Genomic DNA, 23,062 nt, shown 5'->3' with positions numbered 1-23,062 from the left:
CGAGTCAGGGCCTCAGGAGTCGCCGAGTTCGAGGCGGGCCCAGGTGCGGCGGGTGAGGAAGGCTCCCGCGAGCGCGACCGCGAGAGGGGCGAGGAGCAGCAGGGGGTCCAGGGCGCTGTCGGGATTGGCCCACAGCACCGGGATCGCCCAGGGGAGGACCTGGCCCAGGCCGAAGCCGGCAGCGACGTTGGTGACCACGACGATGGCCAAGGTCGCGGCGATGCCGGCGAGGTACCCGCGACCCGCAGTGGCGATCCACATCACCGGCAGCGCGCTGAGGGACAGGAGGGCAGCCACGAGCGCGATGGTGAGCACGGTGCGCGCCGCTCCGTGCCAGGGCAGGCCGAGGGCCAGCCCGGAGATCGTGATCAGGATGCTCTCGGCGGAGGCCAGCAGAGCCAACCAGCAGACGGCGGCGCACATCTTGGCGTCAGCGATCGCGGTTCTCGGAACCGGCAGCGCGAACAGGCCCACGATCGTGCCGTCGGTGAACTCTCTGCCGATGCTCCAGGACATCACGATGCCGACTGCTAGGAGATTGGTGATTCCGACGCTGGTTGCTGCCAGGCCGGCGTAACCGTCCCAGCCTGGGGCGGTGATCATCGCCGCGGCCTGACGACCCATGTCGGTCCCACCCGAGTGCAGAGCAGCGGCATAGCCGCCGGCGGTGGTCACCAGGACGAGGAGAAGGGATGCCGCGGTGGCGACGCGGGCGACCGGGGCGCGAGCGAGTTTGCGTGCCTCGAGAGACAGCGCCGCCCGATTCCGTGAGGTCATGGTCGCTCCTCGTTGAGGTCGGCAGCCAGCACCGTCTCGAAGAACCTGCGCTCGAGCTCCGGCCCGTCAGGGGCGAGGGTCTCGAGGATCCGTCCGCGGTGCAGGATGTCGACCTGGTCGGCGATCCGGGCGAGTTCATCGAAGTGATGGCTGGTGACCAAGGCAGTGCCGCCGCTGCGGGTGAACGTGGTGAGGAGTTCGCGCAGTCCGACCACGGCCAGCGGGTCGAGGCCGTTGGTCGGCTCGTCGAGGACCACCAGAGCGGGGTGATGGGCGAACGCGGCAGCCAGGCCGACCTTCTGTCTGGTCCCCAGCGAGAGTCTCCCGGACGGGACATCGAGATCGTCGGCGAACCTCAGTGTCTCGGCGATCTCGTCGATCGATGCGCGGATGGTCGGCTCGGACGCGCCATGCAGATGAGCGGCCGTGGCGATGTTCTCCCGGGCCGTCAGCTCGGGGTAGGAGAACGGCATCTCGACCAGATGCCCCACCCGAGTCCATATCTCGGGCCCGGCCGCCGCGATGTCCCGTCCGTGGATCCGGACCGAGCCGTGGTCGGGGCGGAGCATGCCGAGCGTGACCCGCAGAGCAGTGGTCTTCCCCGCCCCGTTGAGTCCGACCAGAGCTCGGCACGACCCGGCCTGCACGCTCAGGTCCAGGTCGTGCAGGACCGGGCGGGAGTGCAGAGCGCGCCGGACCTCGTGCACCTCCAAGGCCGCCGTCATCCGGCACCGCCCAGCAGGCCGAGCAGACCGCCCCGCAGGGCTTCGTCGGCGTCGCCTGCGTCGGCCTGGGTGCCCCAGTCGATCAGGACGGCCGTGGCTGCGCCCATCAGGGCACCGGCCGCGATGCGCGCCGGAGCGGCCGACGCGCCCGTCCCTGTCAGAGCCTCGATGACCGCCTGCTGGGTCTGCTGTCCGGACATCCACAATGCCGAGCGCAGCTCGGGAGTCGCGGTGATCAGCTGGATGCGCCGGCGGAACTGCGAAGACCGCACCTCCGCCCGAGCGTCCTCGTCGTCCAGCGCTGCCACCAGGCCTCGCACGGCCCGTTCGAACGCTGGCAGGTGGGCGGGCTGGTTCGCGATCGCCGCCGCGATCATCGGGTCGAACAGATCGCCGACCACCACGGAGTCCTTCGATGGGAAGTGGCGGAAGAACGTCATGTGCGAGACCCCGGCCTCATGCGCGATCGCGGCCACCGTGGTCGCGGCATACCCGCGCGCCTCGAACAGCGCCAGCGCGCACTGCTGCAGTCGCTCCCGCGTACCCGGCGTCGACGTGGCCATAGCGGCATGTTACTGCATAACCGTTAGTGACTAACGATTGTCGAGCAGCAGGGCCGTCTTCGGGCTCCCCGGGGCGATCGCGTACCTCGGGCCCCGACCGGTCGCGGGATGGGACTGACGGCAGTCATGCGGCGCGGTGACCGCGTCCACGGCCGGTGTTCCTCCCGGCCCGTGAGCCCGGATGTCACGGAGACGCCTCGGGGGCGGTCCCACGTGCTCGGGGGAGGGGTCAGGGGGTCGCGCCACGGCGCACGGCAGCGCGCCGCTCCTCGAGCAGGTCGACGTTCGCCTGGACCCGCGCCTTCGACAGCGGGTACCACAGAGCGAGGATCACCCCGGCCGTGCCGAGCAGGACGGCGGGGATCGCGGTGGCGAGGGTGTAGATGCCCGCGAGCACCTCGTGTGACTGCGCCGCCCCCTGCCCGGCGGCGGCCTCGTAGCCGATCCACCCCAGCGACCAGCCGGACAGCCCACCGGCCACGGCCTGCCCGATCTTGCGCGACCAGGAATGCAGGGCATAGATCGTGGCATCGTTGCGCTCGCCGGTGCGGATCTCCTGCATGTCGATCACGTCGCTGATCACCGCCCAGATCAGCGACTCCATCGCCGCGTAGCCCAGCATGAGCACGGCGTACCCGACCGTGAAGGCGTACGGGCTGTCGGTGCGCAGGGCGAGCAGCGCGAGCCCGGCGAGAGTTGCCAGCATCATGCCGAGCACGCCGATCTCGCGCTTGCCGAATCTCCTGGCCAGGGCGGTGGCGAAGGGGAGGAACGCCAGGACCGGGAGGAGCCCGACGATGTTCGCCAGCGACAGCAGCCGGCCGCGGTCGAAGACCTCGTTGTAGACGTAGGGAAGCATGCTCGCCAGCAGCGTCATGGCGACGAGCATGCACAGTGACGCGGCGATGATGCCGGTCAGTGCACGGTTGGAGCCCAGAGCGAGGAGCAGGGTGCGCGGCCCCATGCGCTCACTGCCGGGCGTCGGCCCTCCACCTGGGCCGTCGGAGCGAGCATCCCGAGGCTCCGGAGCGGATCGTCGGCCTGGACGAGGTGCTCGACAGGCTCTGCCAGGCGGACCACCTCTGACAGGCGACCAGTCCCGAGAGGAAAGGGCCAGCTCCGGCCGGCATCAGGCCGGCGTCAGCGGGACGACAGGGAATCGAGGGCGGCGGTGAGGTCCGCGCGCAGCTCGTCGTGTTCCGAGGAGAGCCGCAGGGCGGAATCGGACCAGTTCGCGCGGGGATGCAGCCAGACCGGTTTCGTGACGACGTCGGCCGGCTCCCAGTCGTAGCGGGGCCAGACATGGGCGTGCAGGAACGCATCGGTGTTTCCCAGGATCTCCAGATTGACCCGGCGGAACGCCCCGTCCCGCGCCGCGCACACCGTCTCGACCGCTTCCCCGAGCAGGTCCATGCTCGCCAGGAACTGCGTGCGATCCGCCGGAGGGAGATCAGAGAGCCGGTCCACGCCGGGACGATCGGTGAGCAGCACGCTGTAGCCGGGGAGGAACTGGACGTCACCGATGACGGCGAAGCCGCCCGGCAGATGGGACAGCACCGTCGGGTTCTCGCCCCTCAGCGCACTGCCGACGCGGTCCTCGTGCCCGTGGGCCCCGGCGCCCGGTCCGGTCCCCGGGCGTCCTACTCCCACGGCTCCAGCTCGTCGGCCCGGAAGAACATCTGCTGCGACCCGCCGAATCGCACCAGGTAGGTGCCGTCGTCCTTTCGGAGATGCACCACCGTTCCGTACTGGTGCTTCATCGGTCCGTCCGTGGTCCGGACGCCGTCCCCGATCGAGTACTCCTCCATGACTCTCCTCCGTCGTCGTGGCACCTGGTCGATATCAGGATCGCGCACAAGCGACCGGTCGCGGGAGGGATCGTGGCACCGGACCGCATGATGCCCCGGCGTGCACGCCGGCGAGGGAGCCGGGCAGTACCTCGATGGCCAGGGACCGCGGTGCTCTCGTGCGGGCATGGCTCAGCGGGAGGTGGGGCGAGGATCCCTCCGCGGCACCGGGCCGCCGGAGAGGTCAGGAGTCGTCGACGCCGGGAGCGGGGAGGCGGACCGTGAACACCGTTCGCCCCGGATCGCTGGTCACGGCGATCTGCCCGTCGTGGGCGGCGACGATCGCCTGGGAGATCGAGAGCCCGAGGCCCGCGCCGCCGGTGCCTCGGCCGGGGACGCCGTCTCGGGCGGCATCGCTCGCGCCGCTCTCCCGGGCCCGGGACTGATCCCCGCGGCTGAAGCGCTGGAAGAGTCGCTCGCGCAGCTCCGGGGCGATGCCGGGGCCGTCATCGATGATGCGGATCATCGCATGCCGTCCGTCGCGCTCGAGGGCGGCGGTGACCGTGGTGCCGGGCGGGGTGTGCCGGCGGGCGTTTCCCAGGAGGTTCACGAGAACCTGACGGAGACGGTCCTCGTCCCCGGGAACCTCGACGGGCTCCTCGACCTCCAGCAGCCACCGGTGGCCGGGGTCCGCGGCGTGCGCGTCGCCGACGGCATCGATCAGGAGTTGGGTGAGATCGACGCTCTCGTGGCGCATGCTCTGGCCCGCGTCCAGGCGGGCCAGCAGCAGCAGGTCCTCGACGAGGGCGCTCATCCGGGTCGCCTCCGCGGAGATCCGGGACAGCGACTGCTCCTGCGTCGGGGTCATCGGGGCCTGCTCCTGCTGGGAGAGCTGGGCGTAGCCGCTGATCGAGGCCAGAGGTGTGCGCAGCTCATGGCTCGCATCGGCCAGGAACCGGCGCAGCTGTTCCTCGCTGTCATGGCGTGCGGCGAGCGCCTCCTCGATATGGCCGAGCATGGTGTTCAGGGCGCTGCCGACCTGACCCACCTCGGTGCTGGGGTCGGTGTCGGCGGGCTCGACGCGGTCGGGCAGGTCGACCTGACCGGATGCCAGCGGGCGCTCGGCGACGCGCCGGGCGGTGCCGGCGAGCCGGTGCAGCGGGCGGAGCTCGCGCGTGACCACAGCCATGAGGCCGACCGTGACCAGGATCAGCACGCCGCCCAGGACGGCCAGGAGGATGAGGGCGGTGGTGGTGGTCGTCGCGGTGACGTCCTGGAGGGAGCTGCCGGCGATGACGGTGACCCCGTCGCGGTCCTCGGCGGCCACCCGCAGCGCCCCGATCGACCCGCCGAGGTCGATCGACTCCGGGCTGCGGTGGGGGAGCCGGGCGGAGGTCAAGGTGCTGATCTGTTCAGCGGACAGAGGGATCTCGGTACCGCTGCCGTCCGTGTACGCGGCGGCCAGGACCGTGCCGTCGTCCTGGATCAGCACGTGCAGCGTTCCGATGCGCGGGGGCGGCTGCCCGCTCTCCTCACCCGGTCCCGCGGAGGGTCCGCCGGCGCCCCCGGGGCCTCCGGGGCCTCCGGTCAGGTCAAGTCCCGCGAGCACCTGATCGTCGAGCCGATCGAGGGCCGATGCCCGCACCGCCACCACGGTCGTCAGGCCGATGAGGAGGAAGGCGGCCGCCACCAGCACGGCGACCCCTGCGACGAGACGACGCCGCAGGCTCCAGCTGCTCGGGCGGGTCATGCGGACCGGATCGTGTAGCCGACGCCGCGGACGGTGCGGATCATCGGCTCGCCGAGGGCGTCGATCTTCTTGCGCAGGTAGGAGATGTACAGCTCGACGACGCTGGAGCGTCCTCCGAAGTCGTAGCTCCACACCCGATCCAGGATCTGCGCCTTGCTGAGCACCCGGCGCTCGTTGCGCATCAGGCAGCGCAGCAGCTCGAACTCCTTCGCGGTCAGGTGGATCGGGGTCCCGGCGCGCTCGACCTCGTAGGTCTCCTCGTCCAGGACGAGATCCCCCACGTGCAGCCGGGAGTCGACCCCGGTGCCCGCCGCGACATGCCGTCGGACCATGCCGCGCAGCCGGGCGAGCACCTCCTCGAGGTTGAACGGCTTGGTGACGTAATCGTCGGCACCGGCGGAGATCCCGGCGATGCGGTCCTGGACCGCGTCCTTCGCGGTCAGGAACAGCACGGGGACGTCGTTCTCGGCGCCGCGGAGGCGGTGGAGCACCTCCCGACCGTCGAGGTGCGGCATCATGATGTCCAGGACGACGACGTCGGGCTCGAACTCGCGCACCAGGTTCAGCGCCTCCTGCCCGTTCGCGGCGGTCCGCGCCTCCCATCCCTCCAGGCTCAGCGCCATGCGCAGCAGATCGCTGAGATAGGCCTCGTCGTCCACGACCAGCGCCCGGATGGGAGAGCCGTCGGGACGGGTGAGCATCGTCGGTCGTGGATCGGGGAGCGTGGACGCCATGGTGTGAACCCTTGCCTCGAGGAGATTCTTCGTGACGCTACCGCCTGTCCCCGGGCTCCCGGGGCGTCCTTGGGCGGTGCATACCGGATTCATAGCAAGGACATAGGGGCGGCCCCTACCGTCCTCGACATGAACACCAGCACCTCGTCGCACTCCTGCCCTCACCACGACCCGACCCCGTCCCCGGATCGGCGCCCCGGCGCTCGTCGTCCGTTCCCGGCGGCCTCGGAGGGGGCGGGCCCCGACGATCCGGCAGCGCGCTCTGATGCTGCCGTGGATGCCGCGGGCCTGGCCGGCCCGGCTGGTCAGGCGTCGGCCGACGCCGCGCCGACCACCTGGCACGGACGTCGCCTGGACCGACCGCAGGAGGACCTCGAGGACCAGGGTCTCGTCTTCGACCTCGGCACCCTGGTCACCCGCCGTCGCACGCTCGGCGCCCTCGGTGCCGGCGCGGCGGCGACCGTCCTCGCCGCCTGCGGCGCCGGGGCCGGCGGCGCAACGTCCGGCTCCTCCGCCTCCGACGGCGGGAGCTCGGGTTCCTCCGACGGCGGCTCCGCGGGGGCGAGCGGGACGGACGAGATGCCCACCGAGACCGCCGGCCCCTACCCGGGCGACGGCTCCAACGGCGCCGATGTGCTGGAGATCAGCGGGGTGGAGCGCAGCGACCTGCGCTCCAGCATCGACACGGACACCATCGCCGAGGGCACTGCGATCACCCTGGTCATGACGGTCACCGATCTCGCCGAGGACGGTGCCGCGATGACCGGGGCGGCGGTGTACGTCTGGCACTGCGATGCCCAGGGGGCCTACTCGATGTACGGCGACGGTCTCGCCGACGAGACCTACCTGCGCGGTGTGCAGGTGGTCGGCGAGGACGGGACCGTCACCTTCACCTCGATCTTCCCGGGCTGCTACTCCGGCAGGTGGCCCCACATCCACTTCGAGGTCTTCCCCGGGATCGACTCCATCACCGATGCGACCAACGCCGTGCTCACCTCGCAGCTGGCCCTGCCGGAGGAGGCGTGCACCGAGGTCTACTCCTCGTCGCTGTACGACGGGTCCGCCGAGAACCTGGCCGAGACGTCCCTGGAGGGCGACAACGTCTTCTCCGACGGATGGGACCTGCAGCTGGCGACCGTGATCGGGGATGCCGAGGCCGGGTACCGGGTGAGCATCGACGTGCCGCTGGACACGAGCACGACCGAGGAAGCCGCGGCGGGCGCTCCCGGTGGCCCCGGCGGCGAGCCGCCCGAGGACGCCCCCGCGGATGAAGGGTGAGGGCACGGGACCGACGGTCGTGCGGGGAGCGCCGAGGAGGGCGCCGGCGGTGACCCTGAGTCGAGGGCTCGGACGGGTCGCGCTCCACCGGCGACGGGCGGATATCGTGGGTCGCCGCCGGGCGTTCCCGGCGCATGACTCGAGAACAGGACCTGCGTGTGACCATCGACGAGGCGACGGACGCGTCGGTGCCCGCCATCACCGCGATCTACAACGATGCGGTGCGGAGCACGACGGCCGTGTGGAACTCGAGCACCGTCGACCTGGCGGACCGGGCGGAGTGGCTCGCGGAGCACCGCGCCGCCGGCCATCCGGTGCTGGTCGCCCTGGACGACGAGCTCGAGGTGGTCGGCTACGCGACCTTCGGCGACTGGCGTGCCTGGGAGGGCTACCGGTACACCGTGGAGCACTCCGTCTACGTGCGAGGTGACCAGCGCGGCCAGGGCATCGGGGAGCAGCTCCTGGTGGAGCTGATCAGCCGGGCCCGGGAGCTCGGCAAGCACGTGTTGGTCGCGGGGATCGAAGCCGGCAACGCCGCATCGATCGGGCTGCACGAGAAGCTCGGCTTCCGCCAGGTGGGATTCTTCCCGCAGGTCGGACGGAAGTTCGACAGGTGGCTCGATCTCGTCTTCCTCCAGCTCACCCTCGGCGAGGAACCGGTGCGCGCCTGAGGGACCCATGCCGGGCACGCCGCGAGAGCAGGCCGGAGCCGGTCCCGGACCGTGGGTCCACGATGCCGCGAGCCCGCAGGCGCGCGGCTCAGCGCCCGGCGGTCCGGGAGAGCGGCTCCTGATCGTCTCCCAGCTCTGCGGTCCCGATCTGCACCGGGTGCTGATCGGGTAGCTCGGCCAGGACGGTCCGCTCCCCGTGCCGCACCCGATGCGTCCCGACCGCGCCGGGGCCCACGGCCCGCAGGGTCAGCGCGGTCAGCTCGCCGTCGGACCAGCTCATGTCCACCGCGATCCCGGGCCGGGCTCGCAGACCGCGCACGGACCCGTCGGCCATGATCGGGGGCAGGGCGGGCAGCAGCTCGATCTCGCCACGATGGCTCTGGAGCAGGCACTCCGCGAGCGCCGCCACGATGCCGAGGTTCCCGTCGATCTGGAACGGGGGATGGGCGGAGAACAGGTTCGGGTACAGCCCGCTGCGCTCGGAGCCGTCGGCCCGCTCGGCCGGGCGCAGGAACAGTTCGAGCAGGTCCTGGACCTTGTCGGGTCGATGCAGCCGCGCCCACAGCGCCGTCTTCCACACCAGGGACCAGCCGGTGGCCTCGTCGCCCCGCCCCTCCAGCGAGGCGGCCGCGGCCCGCTCCAGCTCCTCGCCGACCTCCTGGGTGCCGGGATAGAGGAAGCCCAGGTGCGAGACGTGCCGGTGGGTCGGCTCGATCTCGGCCAGGCCGTCGGCGTGCCACTCGAGCACCCGCCCGTCGGCCCCGACGCGCGGGCCCGGGATGAGGGCGAGGGCGGCGACGGCGCGGCACACCACGCGATCCTCCATGCGGCCCAGCAGCTCGGCGTCGGACACCACGGCCGCGAGCACCTCGCGCAGCAGCCAGCGGTCCATGCCGGTGCCCTCGCTGAGGGCGACCGGCTGCCCGTCCGGGTCGATCCACTCGTTCTCCGGGGAGGTCGAGGGGAAGGTGACCAGGTGGCCGTCGGCGCTCTCGTGCAACAGGTCCAGGGCGAAGGTCGCCGCGGCGCGACGAGCGGGGAAGCGGTGAGCGGCGATCGCCGCCGCCTCCTCCCCGCAGAATCCGGCCAGGGAGTCGAGCTCCCGCTCGAGCCAGAGCCCACCCATCGGCCAGGTCGCCCACTTGGGATCGCCCTCGACCGGATCGGTGTACCCCCAGGGATCGGAGTTGTGGTGGACGGTCCACCCGTCGGCCCCGTAGAGCCGCCGTGCGGTCTCCGCCCCGGACTCGCGCAGCATCGCCACGTATCCCTCAAGAGCTGCGGCGGCGTCCGGGACGTGGGCGACGCCGGCCGCCCAGTGGTTCATCTCGAGGTTGATGTTGACCGTGTAGTTCGAGTTCCGGGGGGCGAGAACCTGCGCGTTCCAGATGCCCTGCAGCGTCGCGGGCGGCAGGCCCGGGCGCGAGGAGGAGGCGAGCAGATGACGCCCGTACGCGAAGCAGGTGGCCAGCAGGGCGGAGTCCTCGGCGCCGTCCAGGGTGAGGGCGACCTCGTGCGCGCCGGGCAGCGGATGGGCGAGGTGGCGACGGTGCAGCTCGTCCTCGCCGCGGGCCAGCGCCGCCTCGGCCTGTCGTGTCGCCTCCGCCAGGGCCTCCGCCACCGGTCGGTCCGGCTGCGCCCCGAGACCCTGCCAGGTGGTGACGAGGGCGCAGACCACCAGCGCCCGGTCGCCCTCGCGGCGGCTGCGCACGACGACGGCGATGCGGCCGGGCCCCTCTTGGTCCCAGGCCATCGGCGCACCCTGGTGCGCGGGCGGTGCGTCCGACGGAGCCCGCAGCACCACCGTGAGCTGTCCGGCCGCGGTCTCGCGGTGCTCCTCGACCTGGGGCGATTCCAGCTCGACCTCGACCGCGGCGTCCGGGGCCAGCGGGACCGCGTGGACGAGGACGTCGTCGGCGGCGCTGACGAAGCTGCGATGTTCCCCGGCGGGCGTGCGCACCCGGTGCTCCGCCCGGGCGAGGTCCAGCACGCGTTCGGCGGCATCGGTGCCGTCACCCGTCGCCCCGCCCGAGACGATCAGGTCCCCGACCGGCTGATACCCCTGCGACCAGGCCGTGCCGAGCCCCTCGAGCAGTAGCTGCGCCTCCGCGACCTGCCCGGCCACGAACTGCTCCCGGGCCCGCGCCAGGAGCCGTGCCGCCTCCGGGCGAGGGGTGCGGCGGTCCCGCGTGGAGGTGGGGGAGCCGGACCAGAAGGTCGACTCGTTCAGGCCGAAGCGGGCGCGGGCAGGATCTCCCCAGGCCATCGCGCCGATCCGTCCGTCGCCCAGGGGCAGGGCCTCGAGCCAGCGGGTGGCGGCACCGGTGCGGCGCAGCAGGGTCGGGTCCGTCATGCGGGAGAGCCTTTCACGATGTCCAGAAGCGGGCGAGGACGTGCGGAGGAAGGCTGACGCCGACCGCGATCGTGAGCGGGGCGAGCAGCCACAGTGGTGCCAGCGCCACGATCATCGCAGGTGCCGGCAGCCACCGCCCAGGTCGTCTCAGCACCAGGGCGATCGCTGCGCGGACCACGTCCCGTCGCCCCGCACCGATCCCCTCCGACGTCGCAGCGACCACGTCGGCGCGCCGAGGGCCGAGGTCGGTCCGGCTGCTCCGGTGCATGTCCCGAACGCTGGGTAAGGGCCTTCCTGCGGGGGCGCGATGTGGGCCACCAGAAGGTGCAGGCTGTTGCGCTCGCGACGGCGGTCGCGACCGACCAGTGGTCGGTCGTCGACAGGAGTGGCTTGAAAACCGAGGCCCCTCATGGTCTACTGAATCGACGGAAAGCGGTTACCGCCGTGGCTCCCGGAGGAGCGTCGCGGCGGATGGGCCGCTGCCCCACTGTCAGCCCCGCCGGATCGTCGTCGGTCGCGGCCGGAATCGAGGAGTACAGCCACATGGCCACACGCAGGATCGGGATCATCGTCAACGGCGCCACCGGGCGCATGGGCTACCGCCAGCATCTGGTGCGCTCACTGCTGGCGATCCAGGAGCAGGGTGGCGTCGAGCTCCTGGACGGCGACCGGCTCCTGCCCGATCTGCTGCTGGTGGGCCGCAACGAGGAGAAGCTGGCCGCCGTCGCCGAGCGCCACGGGCTGTCGAACTGGACCACCGACGTCGATGCCGCGCTCGCCGACCCGGACTACGAGGTCTACTTCGACGCCCTGGTGACGAACCTGCGGGTCGCGAACCTCAAGAAGGCCATCGCCGCCGGGAAGGCGATCTACACCGAGAAGCCCACGGCCGAATCCTTCGCCGACGCCCTCGAGCTCGCGCGGCTGGCGACGGAGCACGGCACCGTCAATGGGGTGGTCCACGACAAGCTCTACCTCCCCGGTCTGCTCAAGCTGCGCCGCCTGATCGACTCCGGCTTCTTCGGTGAGATCCTCTCGGTGCGCGGCGAGTTCGGCTACTGGGTCTACGAGGGGGACTGGCAGAGCGCCCAGCGCCCCTCCTGGAACTACCGCACCGAGGACGGGGGCGGCATCGTCGCGGACATGTTCCCGCACTGGAACTATGTCATCGAGGAGCTGTTCGGCCGGATCGAGGACGTCTACGCCCAGACCGCCACCCACATCGGCGCCCGCTGGGACGAGGCGGGCCGGCAGTACGCCGCCACGGCCGACGACGCCGCCTACGGCATCTTCCGCCTCGAGGGCGGGACGGTGGTGCAGATGAACTCCAGCTGGGACGTGCGGGTCCACCGCGACGAGCTGCTCGAGTTCCAGGTCGACGGCACGGAGGGCTCCGCCGTCGTCGGCCTGCACGCCGCGCGCATCCAGCCGCGCGAGGCCACCCCCAAGCCGGTCTGGAACCCAGACGTCACGGATGGTCACGACTACTACGCCGACTGGATCGAGGTGCCCGACAACGCCGGGCCCGACGGTTTCGACAACGGTTTCAAGGTGCAGTGGGAGGACTTCCTGCGGTCCTACGTCGAAGGTCGTCAGTACCCCTACGACTTCCTCTCCGGCGCCCGCGGCGTGCGGCTGGCAGAGACCGGCCTGGCCAGCGCCGCCGACGGTCGCCGCATCGCCCTCGACCCGCTGACGGAGGTGTGAGCACCATGGCCGGACTGGCCCTGACCCTGCTGGATGCGGACGGCTCCCTGCGCACGATCGAACTCGGGGACGCCGCGGCCTTCTCCCCGCCGAGTGCGCCGCTGCGCTCCCGCGCCGTCTTCGCCGCCGTGCACGTGGTCCCGACCGTGCACGGGGACAACACCCCCGGTGCCCCCGCCGAGGTCGACTGGGACGCCACTCTCGCCTTCCGCCGCACCATGTGGTCCCGGGGTCTGGGCGTCGCCGACGCGATGGACACCGCCCAGCGCAACATGGGACTGGACCCCGCGGCGACCCGCGCGCTGATCGCCCGCACCGCCGACGCGGCCCGCGAGGCGCTCGCCGACCCGCAGATCGCCGGCGTCTTCCCCGCCGGAGCGCAGGTGCGCGATCTCGTCGTCGCCGGCGTCTCGACCGACCAGCGCAGCGAGCACGAGCTGAGCCTGGACGAGATCGTCGAGGCCTACGTCGAGCAGCTGAGGGCGACCGAGGCCACCGGCGCGGGCGCCGTGCTCATGGCCAGCCGCCACCTCGCCCGGGTCGCCACCTCGGCCGCCGACTACGAGGAGGTCTACCGCCGCGTGCTCGAGGCTGCGAGCGAGCCGGTGGTGCTGCACTGGCTGGGCACCGCCTTCGATCCCCAGCTGGAGGGATACTTCGGCTCGGACGACACCGCGGAGGCGGCGCAGACCCTGCTGCGCATCATCGAGGACGATCCCGCCGCGATCCGCGGCGTGAAGATGAGCCTGCTGGACGCCGAGGCGGAGGTCGCCGTGCGCGAGCACCTGCCGACCGGGGTCCGGATGTTCACCGGCGACGACTTCCACTTCTCCCACCTCATCGTCGGCGACGGCACCGCCACCACCGACCCCGCCGCGGCGCAGGCACCGGGTGCGTACTCCGATGCGCTCCTGGGGGCGTTCTCGGTGACGGCCCCGGCCGCCTCGGCCGCGGTCCAGGCCCTCGACGCCGGGGACCCCGACGAGGCCCGACGGATCCTGGACGCCGCCGAGGAGCTGGGCCGGCACGTGTTCTCCGCGCCCACCTTCCATTACAAGACCGGTGTCGCCTTCCTGTCCTGGCTCAACGGCCACCAGAGGGCGTTCACGATGGTCGGCGGCATGCACTCCGCACGCAGCCTTCCCCACCTCTCGCGCACCGTCGAGCTCGCCGCCACCACCGGCAACCTCGAGGACCCGCCCCTGGCCGCCGAGCGCTGGCACGCGATGCTCCGTCTGGCCGGCTGCGACCTCTCCGCCGCCGCGGACGGCACCGCCGTCCCCGCCGCTGCGGACGACCAGGACGTCCCCGCCGGCGACCACGACGCCGGGCGTGGCCTCACCACAGGAGTGATCGCATGAACACCCCGCCCTCGCAGCGGCTCGGGGCGGGCACCCCCCGCCTGTCCCTGAACCGCTGGACGCTGCGCACCACCCCGATCCAGGAGTTCCTCGAGGCCGCCGCCTCCCACGGGATCGACGCCGTGGGCCTGTGGCGCCAGGACGTGGAGGAGGTCGGGCTCGACGCGCTGCGACGCCGGGCCGACGATGCCGGGCTGCGCGTGAGCAGCCTGTGCCGAGGCGGCTTCCTCACCGTCGCCGACGAGACCGCCCGCGCCGCGTCCCTCGAGGACAACCGCCGCGCGATCGACGAGGCCGCGGCGCTCGGCGCCCCCACCCTGGTGATGGTCGTCGGCGGGATCACCCGGGAGGACAAGGACATCTCCGCAGCCCGGGCCCGGGTCGCCGAGAACATCGCGGCGCTGGCACCGTACGCGGAGACCGCCGGCGTCACGCTGGCCCTGGAGCCGATGCACCCGATGTTCACCGCGGACCGCGCCGTGATCGCCACCCTCGATCAGGCCCTCGACATCGCCGAGGGCACGGGCAGCGACGCCGTCGGCGTCGTCGTGGACACGTACCACGTGTGGTGGGACCCCGCGCTGGAGCAGGCCGTCGCCCGCGCCGGCGAGGCCGGCCGTCTGCTGAGCTACCAGGTGTGCGACTGGAACCTGCCGCTGGCCGCCGAGCCGCTGTTCTCCCGCGGCTACATGGGTGACGGGTTCATCGACGTCCCCGCGATCACCCGCCTGGTCACGGCCGCCGGGTACACCGGGGACATCGAGGTCGAGATCTTCAACGAGGACGTCTGGGCCACTCCGGCCGATACGGCCACGGCGATCGTCGCCGAGCGGTTCGAGCAGCTGGTGCTGCCGTACGCGACCCCGGAGCACGAGGACGACCACCCGTTCTCGTGACCCCTCGGGGAGCACGTGATGACCGACGTCCGGCGCGGTGACGAGCTCGGCGGATCGAGCCGCCTGCAGGTCGCCCAGGTCCTCGTCCGGGGATGACGTCCGCCCCGCGGTGGAGGTCTCAGGCTCGGACGGCGACCGCGGTGGACTCGCGCAGCAGCACGTCACCGCGCACGTGGACCTCGGACTGCTCCTCTGCCTGACCATGAGCGGCGTCCGTGCTCGTCAGGGTGGTGCGGACGGCGTCGGAGCCGGGGGCACCGGGAGTGCTCTCCCCGCCCGGCTGCTCCAGCACCCACTCGACGGCCTGCCGCGCCATCTCGTGCAGCGGCAGCGCGATCGTGGTCAGCGTCGGGTTCGCATCATCGGCGTCGGGCACGCCGCCGAAGCCGGCGACCGAGACCTGGCCGGGGACGTCGATCCCCAGGCGGCGCAGTTCGCCGAGCGCTCCGAGGGCCATGACGTCGGCCGGGGCGAAGACGCACAGCGGCGCGGAGCCCTCGTCCGGGGCGTCGGCGAGGTGAGCCCGGATCGTCCGGGCCAGCTCGTAGCCGCCGTCTCGGGTCAGGCCCGCCTCGACATCGAGCTCCGGCTCGATGCCCGCCTCGGTCAGGGCTGCGATGAAGCCGCCGGTGCGGTCCGCTGCCGAGGGGATCCCGGAGATGCCCTGGACCACCGCGAAGCGGCGGTGGCCGCCCACCACCAGCGCGGTCGCGAGTTCGTGGGCGGCAGCGGCGTTGTCGGGGACGATCGTGCGGCCCACCCCGACGGACTGCCCCATGCCCACCACGCGCCCGCCGTTGCGGGCGAAGCCCTCCAGCATCGCGCTGATCGAGGCGTCGGACTCATGGCCGTAGCGGTGCGAGCCCACCAGCACCAGCGCGTCCACCTGCTGGGCGATCAGCGAGCGGAGCGCCCGGATCTCGGTGTCGATCTCCCGGTCGGTCTGGGTGAGCAGCACCTGGGACCGGGAGGCGAACACCTGCTGCTGGACCTCGCGGGCGATGGTCGCGAAGTAGGGGTCGGCGATGTCGTGGACGACGAGGCCGATCAGGCCCGAGCGGGACCGGGCCAGGGCCTGTGCCTGGGCGTTGGGGACGTAGCCCAGCTTGAGCGCGGCGGCCTCCACCTTCTCGGCGACGGCCTTGCCGGGCACGCGACTGGAGCCGTTGAGCACTCGGGAGGCGGTGGCCAGGGAGACCCCGGCGTCCTGGGCGACGTCGCTGAGACGGACGGCGGGCATCGAGGCTCCTCCAGTGGGGGACTGTGGTCGGATCGGGGGCGGGGAAACGCTGTCCCGACGTCAGTCAGCATAACGAGGCGGGAGCGCTTCGCACCGGGAATCGGGGTGCCGTCCAGCGTGAGCTTGCTTCCTTCGGGTGGGAGGGCTGCAGGGCGAGAGCCCTCCGGTGGGCATGTCTCCCTCGCGCCCGGCTCACGACGAGGCGCCGGCTCGGCTCACGATCCGGCGGTCGCCTCGGTCTGTCGGTTCTCCCGCACCCGGGCCAGGTGCCGACGGGCCTTGATCCGGTTCCCGCAGGTCCTCATCGAGCACCATCGTGCCGAGTTGGCGCGGCTGCGGTCGAGCACGAAGAGGCGACACTCGGTGTTCTCGCACGGCCGCAGACGACCGGGCATGCGCTCCTTGACGTCCGCCCACGCGAGGACGAGCTCCACGGCGAGTCGGCGCTCCGGGGGCACGTCCACGTGCCACTCGATGCCCGATGCGCTGGGCCGGGGCACCTTGTGAACTCCCGCGAGCACGCGGTCCAGCCGGGGATCGGTCGGCGCGCCCGACTCGACCGCCCGGAGGGCATCGCGGGCCGTGCGCAGCCATGCGAGCTCAGCGTCCTCGCCGAGACCTCCGTGCTCCCTCGCCCATCCCCGCGCCTCGCGATCATCGGCCCAGAGATCCCGCGGTTCCCCGTGCACCACGGGGGTGCTGTTCAGCGCCTCCAGCAGCGCTCGGTCGTCGAGCATGTGCGTCACCTCCCGGCTAACTCCATGAGTGTGCTTGACAGGTTAACTCACGGGGCGTCTACTGGACCTCGGTGATAACCGGCACAACTCATCGAAGAGGTTAAACATGACGGAGACCCGACACCGGGACGAGATCGTGCGAGGGCATCGCGTCTTCTACCGCGAGGCAGGGTCGGCCCAGGCGCCGGCTCTCGTCCTCCTGCACGGCTTCCCCTCCAGCTCACGGATGTTCCGCCAGCTCATCCCCGCTCTCGCGGACCGATTCCACGTCATCGCGCCCGACCACCTCGGGTTCGGCAGGTCCGACGTCCCGTCCGTGGAATCGTTCGCCTACACGTTCGACTCCTTGACGGACATCACGGAGACCCTGCTGACCCAGCTCGGGATCACCCGCTACGCCCTGTACGTCCACGACTACGGCGCCCCCATCGGCTGGAGGCTCGCCCTGCGTGCCCCGGAGAAGGTCTCCGCGGTGATCACCCAGAACGGCAACGCCTATGAGGACGGGTTCGTGCCGGACTTCTGGCAGCCCGTCTGGGAGTACGGCCGGAACCCGAGCCCTGAGACCGAGACGGCAGTCCGCCACGCCCTCTCGCTCGACGCCATCCGCTGGCAGTACCTGCACGGGGTGGACCGTCCCGAACTCGTCGATCCGGACTCCTGGATCGCCGACCATCGCGACATCGATCGCCCCGGGGGCGACCGCATACAGCTCGAGCTGCTCCGCGATTACTCCAGCAATCGTCCCCTCTACCCCCGGGTGCATGCCTACTTCCGGGAGTCCCAGGTCCCTCTCCTGGCCGTCTGGGGTGCAGGCGACGAGATCTTCGGGCCGGACGGCGCCCGTGCCTTCGCCCGCGACCTGCCGGATGCGGAGATCCATCTGATCCCCGGTGGGGGCCACTTCCTGCTCGAGAGCCACCTGGATCTCGTGGTCGAGCACATCCGTGGATTCCTGACCGCTGCGGGAGCCCAGCGGTGACGCCCCTGCGGGAGCCTCCGGCTCACCTCCGATCGGCGATGCCGTCACGGGGGTGGACGCGAGCGAGGTCGGTGGAGCACCGGGCCTCGCCCTGGTGGGAGCGCCGCACCAGGGAGCATCCGGCAGCAGGTCCCTCCTGACACGCGCAGGAGGCAGGCGCATGCAGACGCTCTTCGACACCGGACAGCTCGCGCCCTCGGAGCACGCGGAGGCATTCCAGGACATGATGTCGTCCGCCTCGGGACTGCTGCACCGGATCCGCTTCCTCCCCGAGGAGACGACGGCGCAGCACGCCCACGTGGCCGGGAGCCGGCTGGACGACGACGTCCTCTACATGCGGGAAGTCAGCACGGGGATCGTGCACGAGCGCACGACGCGTCACCTGCGACGGACCGGGCCGGAGATGATCGCTCTCGTCCTCCCCGACGGCGGGCCCGGACACTACGCGCACCATGATGCCGAACGGCCGTTGCGGCGCGGCGATCTCTACGTCACCGATCTCACGGCGACCTACGCCTACTGCCGCCGTGGCGTGGGGGAGGCCCATATCGTCCAGGTGGAACGCTCCCGCCTGGAGCTCAGCATCGAGACGATCCGACGCGCCGACCGGCAGCTGGAGAGCAGCCCCCTGTACGGCCTCGTCCGCGACCACCTGGTCTCGCTGTCCAGCCATGCGTCCCTCCTGACCTCGCCCCAGGACCGGGAGGTCGCTGCCGAGGCGAGCGTGGCGCTGCTACGTGGACTCGTGGCGAGCGCCTCCGTGGACGACCCGCAGAATCATCCGGCGGCCCAGGACCATCTCACGGATCGGATCCTGCTCTACCTCCGCCTGCGCATCGCGGATCCAGATCTCGGCGCCGCGGAGATCGCCGCGGCTCACGCCATCTCCGAGCGCAAGCTGTTCCAGGTGTGGCAGTCGCAGCCGCTCACGCTGCAGGAGACCGTCATGTCCTTGCGCCTGGGAACTGCCCGGCAGCGTCTGCTGGCGCAACCGCACCTCACCATCTCCGCGGTGGCCCGGGCCAGCGGGTTCGCCGATGCGTCGCACTTCTCCCGGCGCTTCCGCAGCTCCATGGGCTGCACCCCGACGGAATGGCGGATCCAGCACGGCGTCGCTCCGACGGGCACCGGCGCGCGCTGAGCTCCGCGTCGTGAACTCCGTGAGCCCGCCGGCGCTCGGCGTGACGGTGATCCCGCCTCACTCCAGATCGGGGATGGCCCTGAGCTGTCTGCGCGAGGTGATCTGGAGCTTGCGGAAGATGCTGCGCAGATGGGCGTCCACCGTCCGAGGGCTCAGGAAGAGGTTCGTGGCCACCTCCTTCGTCGTGGCCCCGGTGGCGACCTGTCGGGCGATGTGCATCTCCTGCATGGTCAGGTGGTCGTAGGTGTGCCCGGAGCGACGGCGCGCCACCTCCCCGGTCGCTCGCAGCTCGGTCGCCGCCCGCTGCGCGAACGCCTCTGATCCGATCTCCGCCATCTGCTCGTACGCGACGCGCAGGTGCGCGCGAGCGTCCCGACGACGACCGGCCCGACGCAGCCATTCCCCGTACCGCAGATGCGCTCGTGCCAGGTGCAGCGGCAGTGAACGGGCCGTGAGACGCTCGATCGCTTCCCGGTACTGATCCTCCTCGTCGGTGACCAGCGCCCGTGCACCGGCCGCCACCCCGAGGGCGAAGTCGGTCCCCGCCGCTTCCGCTCGCTCCAGCAGGGAGTCCAGGGCCGACCGCGCGAGGGTGGTCTCACCGCACCGGACGGCGGACTCCACCAGTTCGGGCAGCGCGAACCCGGCGAGGAAGAGATCGCCGCTCGCCACGGCCCGCTGTGCCGCGTCGAGCGCGGCCGGATAGTCGGCCAGGCCGTTGTACAGCACGGCCTTCGCCCAGCTGAGGTTCGCGGTCAGCAGACCCGTGCCCCGGTTCGTCCCTTCCGTGAACAGGTCGAGGACCTCGTGGTGCCGTCCCCGCATCGCCGCCAGGTGGACTCTCGGATACAGCTGCGGCAGATCGCCGACCGCATCGGCGACCGCCTCCTCCTCGGCGATCGAGGCCATCGCCTGTCCGAACGACCCGGTGAGCACCGCGTGCAGTGCCGCTTGAGCCAGGCCGAGCCGGATGATCACCGGCGCCCCCGTCTCGCGCCCGGTGCGCACCAGCCAGTCGACGATCTCCGCATGCAGGTCCAGGTCCCAGAGCTCGCCCGCGAGAACCGTGGCCAGAGCCGGCGTCCGTGCCCAACAGGCGTCGCCCTCGGTGAGGGCTCGACGGATCGTCGGCATGGCGGCGCGGTGCCCGTCGTCGCGCAGCCGCACCAGCGCGTCGAGGAGGTCCGGCCGGGGCGTCGCCGGCGCCGAACGCGCGGCATCGATGACCCGGTCCAGCACCCCTGCGGCCCGGCCGACGGAGAGCCCCATGTCCAGCGCCGCCACCAGGGTGCCGCGCGAGCGTTCCGGATCAGTGGCCGCGAGGCGCCGCGCCGCCTGCACGATGAGCTCCGGCCCCCGCACCACCCCGTCGTCGCCGTCCACGAAGGCGATCTGCCCGCGAAGCATGTCCACGTCCGCGTGCTGCGGATCCTCCAACAGGCCGGCATCGATGCCGTTGAGCAGGGTCGCCGCCGCGTCCGCCTGCCCCGTCTCCAGCGTCGCCCGCGCGGCGGCGAGCGTGCGCTCGACCTGTCGGCGCGGATCGCGGGAGAGGTCCGCGGCACGGCGCAGGAATGCGGCGGATGCCGCCACGCCGCCCCGTGCTTGCGCCCGCGACGCCGACGATGTCAGCTGCTCCGCGACCTGCTCGTCCGGGCCGGTGGCGGCCTGGGCGCGGTGCCAGGCCCGTCGGTCCGGGAAGGAGACGGGATCGGTGGATTCGGCCAGCGCTCGATGCGCTGACCGGAGCATGGATGGTTCCGCCGCGTGATAGGCGGCGGAGCGCGCCAGCGGGTGGCAGAACCGTGCGCGCGGGTCGAGCACGACGAGCCCGGAGGCCTCCGCCTCGGCACCGGCGGCCGGTACGTCGATGTCCAGGCGCTGCGCGGCCGACCGGATCAGCGCCGAGTCTCCCGTGGGCTCGGCGCCGGCGAGAATCAGCAACCGTCTCGCATCGGGCCGCAGCGCCGCCATCCGCCTCTGGAAGCTGCGCTCGATCCGACCGGTGACCGGCGACGGCGTCGGCAGCGAGAAGCCACCGGACTTCGGCAGCTCGATCAGAGCGAGAGGATTTCCGCGGGACTCCGCGAGGAAGCGGTCCCGGACTCTTTCATCGAGCGTGGCGATCGACGTCTCCCGGGACAGGAGCGCTCGCGCGTCGGGGTCACTCAAGCCGCCCACCGCGATCCCGGGCAGCTCGTCCAGGCCGCGCACCGGCGCCCGGTCCCGGGTCGCGACCACGATCGCGATCGGCTCCGCCGCGACGCGCCTGGCCAAGAACACCAAGGCCGTGCTCGAGGCGCTGTCCAACCACTGGGCGTCGTCGACGATGCACAGCAGCGGTTCTCGTGCCGCGGCGGCCGCGAGCAGTTCGAGCGCCGCGAGGCCGACGCGGAACGGATCCGCAGTGCCCTCGGCCAGCCCGAAAGCGACCTCGAGGGAGGTGCGGTACGGGGGCGAGAGCATGTCGAGGAGGTCCAGAGCCGGACGGCACAGCTGGTGCAGTCCCGCGAACGGGAGCTCGGCCTCGAACTCCGAACCGGTCGCATGGATGATCCGGAACGTTGCCGGCGTCGCGTGCTCGACGTGCTCCAGCAGCGCGCTCTTGCCGATGCCGGGCTCCCCGTGGAGGACGAGGGCGCCCCCGTCGCCGTGCTCCGCCGCGCGGACGAGTCCGAGGAGGTCGGCGATCTCGTCGCCCCGGCCGATGAGCGGATGGACAGGCGTCGTGGGCATGTCTCTCCTTCGTCATGCTGCCGCAGTGCTTCGGCGTCGAGGCACCCCTGGGGCGCCGGGCCCGTGTGGCGCCGGCCCTGCCCGGGCGCGGGACTAGGTGATTCTCACCGACGCGACCGAGCGTGCGCAGCCCGGACCATCGTGGCATGAGCAATGACAACACGATGCGCACCGCCGCCGCACCCGCTGCTGCGTACGCCCCGTCACCGATCCCGCGGGCGGTGGCGATGTTCGGTCTGGCCACAGCCATGTTCCTGGTCATCCTCGACGCGGCGATGGTGAACCTCGCCGCCTCCACGATCCGCGACGGCCTCGGGTTGACGGCCGCGGAGCTCACCCTCGTCGTGGACAGCTACCTGGTGGCGTTCGCCGGGCTGCTCCTGCTCGGGGGGCGTCTCGCCGATGTGCTCGGGGCGCGGAAGGTGTTCCTGGCCGGGATGGCGCTCTACCTGGCGGCGACGGTCTCGTGCGCGGTGGCCGTCGACGCCACGACCCTGATCGCCGCACGGATCATCCAGGGGATCGGCGCAGCGGCCGTCGTCCCGGCCGCGCTCTCGCTCGTGCTCTCGCTCTACCCGACCCCGGCGGAGCGCACTCGCGCCACCGGCATCTGGGGAGCCGTCGCCGGAGCGGGCAGCCTCTTCGGCGTGTTCCTCGGAGGGACCCTCACGCAGCTGCTGGGCTGGCAGGCGGTGTTCATCGCTCCTGTGCCCTTCGGCATCGTCGGGGCGGCGATCGTCTGGCGGTCGGTGCGGCCGGTCGCCGGCCGGCCCGGTCGGTTCGATGCGCTCGGCGCCCTCACGATCACTCTCGGGATCTCCGGACTGGCGTGGGGCATGGTCTCCGCGTCCGACGCCGGGTGGACCGCACCCGGAACCGTTCTCGGGCTGGCCGTCGGCCTCGCTCTCCTCGTCGCCTTCGTGATCGTCGAGGCGCGCTCGCCGCACCCCCTGGTCCCCCTCGGTGTGTTCCGCAGGAGACAGGTGGTCACGGCGGACGTGGTGATGCTGCTGGTCGGCGGCACTCTGGTGAGCCTGTTCTTCTTCCTGCCCCAGTACCAGCAGGAGGTGCTCGGGATGGAGCCGTCGGCGGCGGGGATGGCCCAGCTCCCGCTCGCCGGGATGATCATCGTGGGCAGCGTGGCCTCCCCGGTGCTGGCGGCGCGGATCGGGCTGGGCCGTGCCCAGCCGGTCGCCCTGGCCGTGCTGCTCGTCGGCTTCCTGTGGCTCGTGCTGGATCCGACCACCCGCGGCTTCTCCCTCAGCCTCGCCGGCGCGTTCGTGCTGATCGGAGGTGGGCTCGGGCTCAGCACGGTCAGCGCCACCGCGATGGCCGTGCGCGAGAGCTCGGACGGCGAGGCAGGCCTGCTCAGCGGGCTGGTGAACACCGCTCAGCAGCTGGGTGGGGCGGTCGGACTGGCGGCGCTGGCCGGGATCGCGATCGGCGCCTCGGGAGCGTCCGGGGACATCTCGTTCACGACGGCGTTCGTCGGACAGGCCGTGCTCGTTCTGATCGCCCTGCTGATCTCGCTGCTCTCCTTCTCGATGGCGTCGAAGACCTCGGCCCCGGCAAGCATCCGCTGACCCACTCATAGAGCTGACCCACTCATAGATAGGACACCCGC

21 protein-coding genes are annotated in these 23,062 nt (G+C 71.9%); 8 read left to right on the top strand and 13 right to left on the bottom strand.

What is annotated here, in order from left to right; all coding sequences use genetic code 11:
- Window positions 1-12 precede the first annotated feature (12 nt).
- The 8 genes from BH708_RS11545 to BH708_RS11515 all read right to left on the bottom strand — a co-directional run bounded on the left by BH708_RS11545 (window position 13) and on the right by BH708_RS11515 (window position 6,336).
- Window positions 13-777, bottom strand: a complete 765-nt coding sequence (locus tag BH708_RS11545; RefSeq protein WP_076808822.1) for an ABC transporter permease — start codon at window positions 775-777, stop codon at window positions 13-15.
- A complete protein-coding gene (locus BH708_RS11540) occupies window positions 774-1,502 on the bottom strand; it encodes an ABC transporter ATP-binding protein (protein ID WP_076808820.1) in 729 nt (242 codons plus the stop codon). Before BH708_RS11540 ends, BH708_RS11545 begins: the two co-directional genes overlap by 4 nt.
- The gene (locus BH708_RS11535; RefSeq protein WP_172805757.1) at window positions 1,499-2,065 is read right to left on the bottom strand and encodes a TetR/AcrR family transcriptional regulator; all 567 of its coding nucleotides are present in this window, start codon (window positions 2,063-2,065) and stop codon (window positions 1,499-1,501) included. The genes BH708_RS11540 and BH708_RS11535 overlap by 4 nt, the downstream gene beginning before the upstream one ends.
- 229 nt (window positions 2,066-2,294) lie before the next feature.
- The gene (locus BH708_RS11530; protein WP_256386315.1) at window positions 2,295-3,182 is read right to left on the bottom strand and encodes an MFS transporter; all 888 of its coding nucleotides are present in this window, start codon (window positions 3,180-3,182) and stop codon (window positions 2,295-2,297) included.
- A gap of 23 nt (window positions 3,183-3,205) precedes the next feature.
- Window positions 3,206-3,715, bottom strand: coding sequence for an HIT family protein (locus BH708_RS11525; protein ID WP_076808817.1), 510 nt, complete (start codon window positions 3,713-3,715; stop codon window positions 3,206-3,208).
- Entirely contained in the window at window positions 3,706-3,873 is a 168-nt protein-coding gene (locus BH708_RS20010; protein WP_172805756.1) for a hypothetical protein, read from the bottom strand. Before BH708_RS20010 ends, BH708_RS11525 begins: the two co-directional genes overlap by 10 nt.
- Window positions 3,874-4,096: 223 nt before the next feature.
- Window positions 4,097-5,602 (bottom strand): cell wall metabolism sensor histidine kinase WalK, encoded by a 1,506-nt coding sequence (locus tag BH708_RS11520; protein WP_076808816.1) that lies wholly within the window; start codon window positions 5,600-5,602, stop codon window positions 4,097-4,099.
- Window positions 5,599-6,336, bottom strand: coding sequence for a response regulator transcription factor (locus BH708_RS11515; RefSeq protein ID WP_076808815.1), 738 nt, complete (start codon window positions 6,334-6,336; stop codon window positions 5,599-5,601). The genes BH708_RS11520 and BH708_RS11515 overlap by 4 nt, the downstream gene beginning before the upstream one ends.
- Window positions 6,337-6,465: 129 nt before the next feature.
- On the opposite strand from BH708_RS11515, the gene BH708_RS11510 reads away from it, so the two are divergent.
- Both BH708_RS11510 and BH708_RS11505 read left to right on the top strand, forming a co-directional pair.
- On the top strand, window positions 6,466-7,614 hold the full coding sequence (locus BH708_RS11510; protein WP_157235906.1) for a 3,4-dioxygenase subunit beta: 1,149 nt from the start codon (window positions 6,466-6,468) through the stop codon (window positions 7,612-7,614).
- A gap of 158 nt (window positions 7,615-7,772) precedes the next feature.
- Window positions 7,773-8,285, top strand: a complete 513-nt coding sequence (locus tag BH708_RS11505; protein WP_076808814.1) for a GNAT family N-acetyltransferase — start codon at window positions 7,773-7,775, stop codon at window positions 8,283-8,285.
- A gap of 88 nt (window positions 8,286-8,373) precedes the next feature.
- Here BH708_RS11505 and BH708_RS11500 read toward each other — a convergent pair whose 3' ends face one another.
- Window positions 8,374-10,638: a glycoside hydrolase N-terminal domain-containing protein gene (locus BH708_RS11500; RefSeq protein ID WP_076808813.1), complete on the bottom strand. Its 2,265-nt coding sequence runs from the start codon at window positions 10,636-10,638 to the stop codon at window positions 8,374-8,376.
- A 13-nt stretch (window positions 10,639-10,651) separates the two neighbouring features.
- Window positions 10,652-10,906, bottom strand: coding sequence for a hypothetical protein (locus tag BH708_RS11495; protein WP_076808812.1), 255 nt, complete (start codon window positions 10,904-10,906; stop codon window positions 10,652-10,654).
- 275 nt (window positions 10,907-11,181) lie between these two features.
- On the opposite strand from BH708_RS11495, the gene BH708_RS11490 reads away from it, so the two are divergent.
- From BH708_RS11490 to BH708_RS11480, 3 genes are read left to right on the top strand one after another with little or no spacing between them, the layout of a single operon-like run.
- Window positions 11,182-12,345, top strand: a complete 1,164-nt coding sequence (locus BH708_RS11490; protein ID WP_076808811.1) for a Gfo/Idh/MocA family protein — start codon at window positions 11,182-11,184, stop codon at window positions 12,343-12,345.
- Between the two features lie 5 nt (window positions 12,346-12,350).
- Window positions 12,351-13,706 carry a DUF993 family protein gene (locus BH708_RS11485; protein ID WP_083713931.1) on the top strand — a complete coding sequence of 452 codons (1,356 nt, stop codon included), beginning with the start codon at window positions 12,351-12,353 and terminating at the stop codon, window positions 13,704-13,706.
- Complete coding sequence (locus BH708_RS11480) at window positions 13,703-14,602, top strand: sugar phosphate isomerase/epimerase (RefSeq protein ID WP_076808809.1); 900 nt, start codon at window positions 13,703-13,705, stop codon at window positions 14,600-14,602. Before BH708_RS11485 ends, BH708_RS11480 begins: the two co-directional genes overlap by 4 nt.
- 118 nt (window positions 14,603-14,720) lie before the next feature.
- Here BH708_RS11480 and BH708_RS11475 read toward each other — a convergent pair whose 3' ends face one another.
- Both BH708_RS11475 and BH708_RS11470 read right to left on the bottom strand, forming a co-directional pair.
- A complete protein-coding gene (locus tag BH708_RS11475) occupies window positions 14,721-15,842 on the bottom strand; it encodes a LacI family DNA-binding transcriptional regulator (RefSeq protein ID WP_076808807.1) in 1,122 nt (373 codons plus the stop codon).
- Window positions 15,843-16,057: 215 nt separating this feature from the next.
- Complete coding sequence (locus tag BH708_RS11470; protein ID WP_076808805.1) at window positions 16,058-16,579, bottom strand: CGNR zinc finger domain-containing protein; 522 nt, start codon at window positions 16,577-16,579, stop codon at window positions 16,058-16,060.
- 106 nt (window positions 16,580-16,685) lie between these two features.
- On the opposite strand from BH708_RS11470, the gene BH708_RS11465 reads away from it, so the two are divergent.
- The gene (locus tag BH708_RS11465) at window positions 16,686-17,561 is read left to right on the top strand and encodes an alpha/beta fold hydrolase (protein WP_076808803.1); all 876 of its coding nucleotides are present in this window, start codon (window positions 16,686-16,688) and stop codon (window positions 17,559-17,561) included.
- Between the two features lie 160 nt (window positions 17,562-17,721).
- The gene (locus BH708_RS11460) at window positions 17,722-18,702 is read left to right on the top strand and encodes a helix-turn-helix domain-containing protein (protein WP_076808802.1); all 981 of its coding nucleotides are present in this window, start codon (window positions 17,722-17,724) and stop codon (window positions 18,700-18,702) included.
- A 57-nt stretch (window positions 18,703-18,759) separates the two neighbouring features.
- On the opposite strand, the gene BH708_RS11455 is transcribed toward BH708_RS11460, so the two are convergent.
- The gene (locus tag BH708_RS11455) at window positions 18,760-21,438 is read right to left on the bottom strand and encodes an AAA family ATPase (protein ID WP_076808800.1); all 2,679 of its coding nucleotides are present in this window, start codon (window positions 21,436-21,438) and stop codon (window positions 18,760-18,762) included.
- A gap of 146 nt (window positions 21,439-21,584) precedes the next feature.
- Between BH708_RS11455 and BH708_RS11450 the strand changes: the two genes are divergently transcribed.
- Complete coding sequence (locus tag BH708_RS11450; RefSeq protein ID WP_076808798.1) at window positions 21,585-23,021, top strand: MFS transporter; 1,437 nt, start codon at window positions 21,585-21,587, stop codon at window positions 23,019-23,021.
- Window positions 23,022-23,062 lie beyond the last annotated feature (41 nt).

The sequence above is a fragment of the Brachybacterium sp. P6-10-X1 genome, from assembly GCF_001969445.1.
GTDB lineage: Bacteria > Actinomycetota > Actinomycetes > Actinomycetales > Dermabacteraceae > Brachybacterium.
The sequence above is the reverse complement of the archived record's forward strand: the minus strand, read 5'-3'. Positions and strand labels throughout refer to the sequence as shown.

What these genes read in the sequence shown, in the direction of transcription:
- BH708_RS11545 (WP_076808822.1), bottom strand. Translation starts at nt 777, where the DNA reads ATGACCTCACGGAATCGGGCGGCGCTGTCTCTCGAGGCACGCAAACTC.
- BH708_RS11540 (WP_076808820.1), bottom strand. Translation starts at nt 1,502, where the DNA reads ATGACGGCGGCCTTGGAGGTGCACGAGGTCCGGCGCGCTCTGCACTCC.
- BH708_RS11535 (WP_172805757.1), bottom strand. Translation starts at nt 2,065, where the DNA reads ATGGCCACGTCGACGCCGGGTACGCGGGAGCGACTGCAGCAGTGCGCG.
- BH708_RS20010 (WP_172805756.1), bottom strand. Translation starts at nt 3,873, where the DNA reads ATGGAGGAGTACTCGATCGGGGACGGCGTCCGGACCACGGACGGACCG.
- BH708_RS11520 (WP_076808816.1), bottom strand. Translation starts at nt 5,602, where the DNA reads ATGACCCGCCCGAGCAGCTGGAGCCTGCGGCGTCGTCTCGTCGCAGGG.
- BH708_RS11515 (WP_076808815.1), bottom strand. Translation starts at nt 6,336, where the DNA reads ATGGCGTCCACGCTCCCCGATCCACGACCGACGATGCTCACCCGTCCC.
- BH708_RS11510 (WP_157235906.1), top strand. Translation starts at nt 6,466, where the DNA reads ATGAACACCAGCACCTCGTCGCACTCCTGCCCTCACCACGACCCGACC.
- BH708_RS11500 (WP_076808813.1), bottom strand. Translation starts at nt 10,638, where the DNA reads ATGACGGACCCGACCCTGCTGCGCCGCACCGGTGCCGCCACCCGCTGG.
- BH708_RS11495 (WP_076808812.1), bottom strand. Translation starts at nt 10,906, where the DNA reads ATGCACCGGAGCAGCCGGACCGACCTCGGCCCTCGGCGCGCCGACGTG.
- BH708_RS11490 (WP_076808811.1), top strand. Translation starts at nt 11,182, where the DNA reads ATGGCCACACGCAGGATCGGGATCATCGTCAACGGCGCCACCGGGCGC.
- BH708_RS11485 (WP_083713931.1), top strand. Translation starts at nt 12,351, where the DNA reads ATGGCCGGACTGGCCCTGACCCTGCTGGATGCGGACGGCTCCCTGCGC.
- BH708_RS11480 (WP_076808809.1), top strand. Translation starts at nt 13,703, where the DNA reads ATGAACACCCCGCCCTCGCAGCGGCTCGGGGCGGGCACCCCCCGCCTG.
- BH708_RS11475 (WP_076808807.1), bottom strand. Translation starts at nt 15,842, where the DNA reads ATGCCCGCCGTCCGTCTCAGCGACGTCGCCCAGGACGCCGGGGTCTCC.
- BH708_RS11470 (WP_076808805.1), bottom strand. Translation starts at nt 16,579, where the DNA reads ATGCTCGACGACCGAGCGCTGCTGGAGGCGCTGAACAGCACCCCCGTG.
- BH708_RS11465 (WP_076808803.1), top strand. Translation starts at nt 16,686, where the DNA reads ATGACGGAGACCCGACACCGGGACGAGATCGTGCGAGGGCATCGCGTC.
- BH708_RS11460 (WP_076808802.1), top strand. Translation starts at nt 17,722, where the DNA reads ATGCAGACGCTCTTCGACACCGGACAGCTCGCGCCCTCGGAGCACGCG.
- BH708_RS11455 (WP_076808800.1), bottom strand. Translation starts at nt 21,438, where the DNA reads ATGCCCACGACGCCTGTCCATCCGCTCATCGGCCGGGGCGACGAGATC.
- BH708_RS11450 (WP_076808798.1), top strand. Translation starts at nt 21,585, where the DNA reads ATGAGCAATGACAACACGATGCGCACCGCCGCCGCACCCGCTGCTGCG.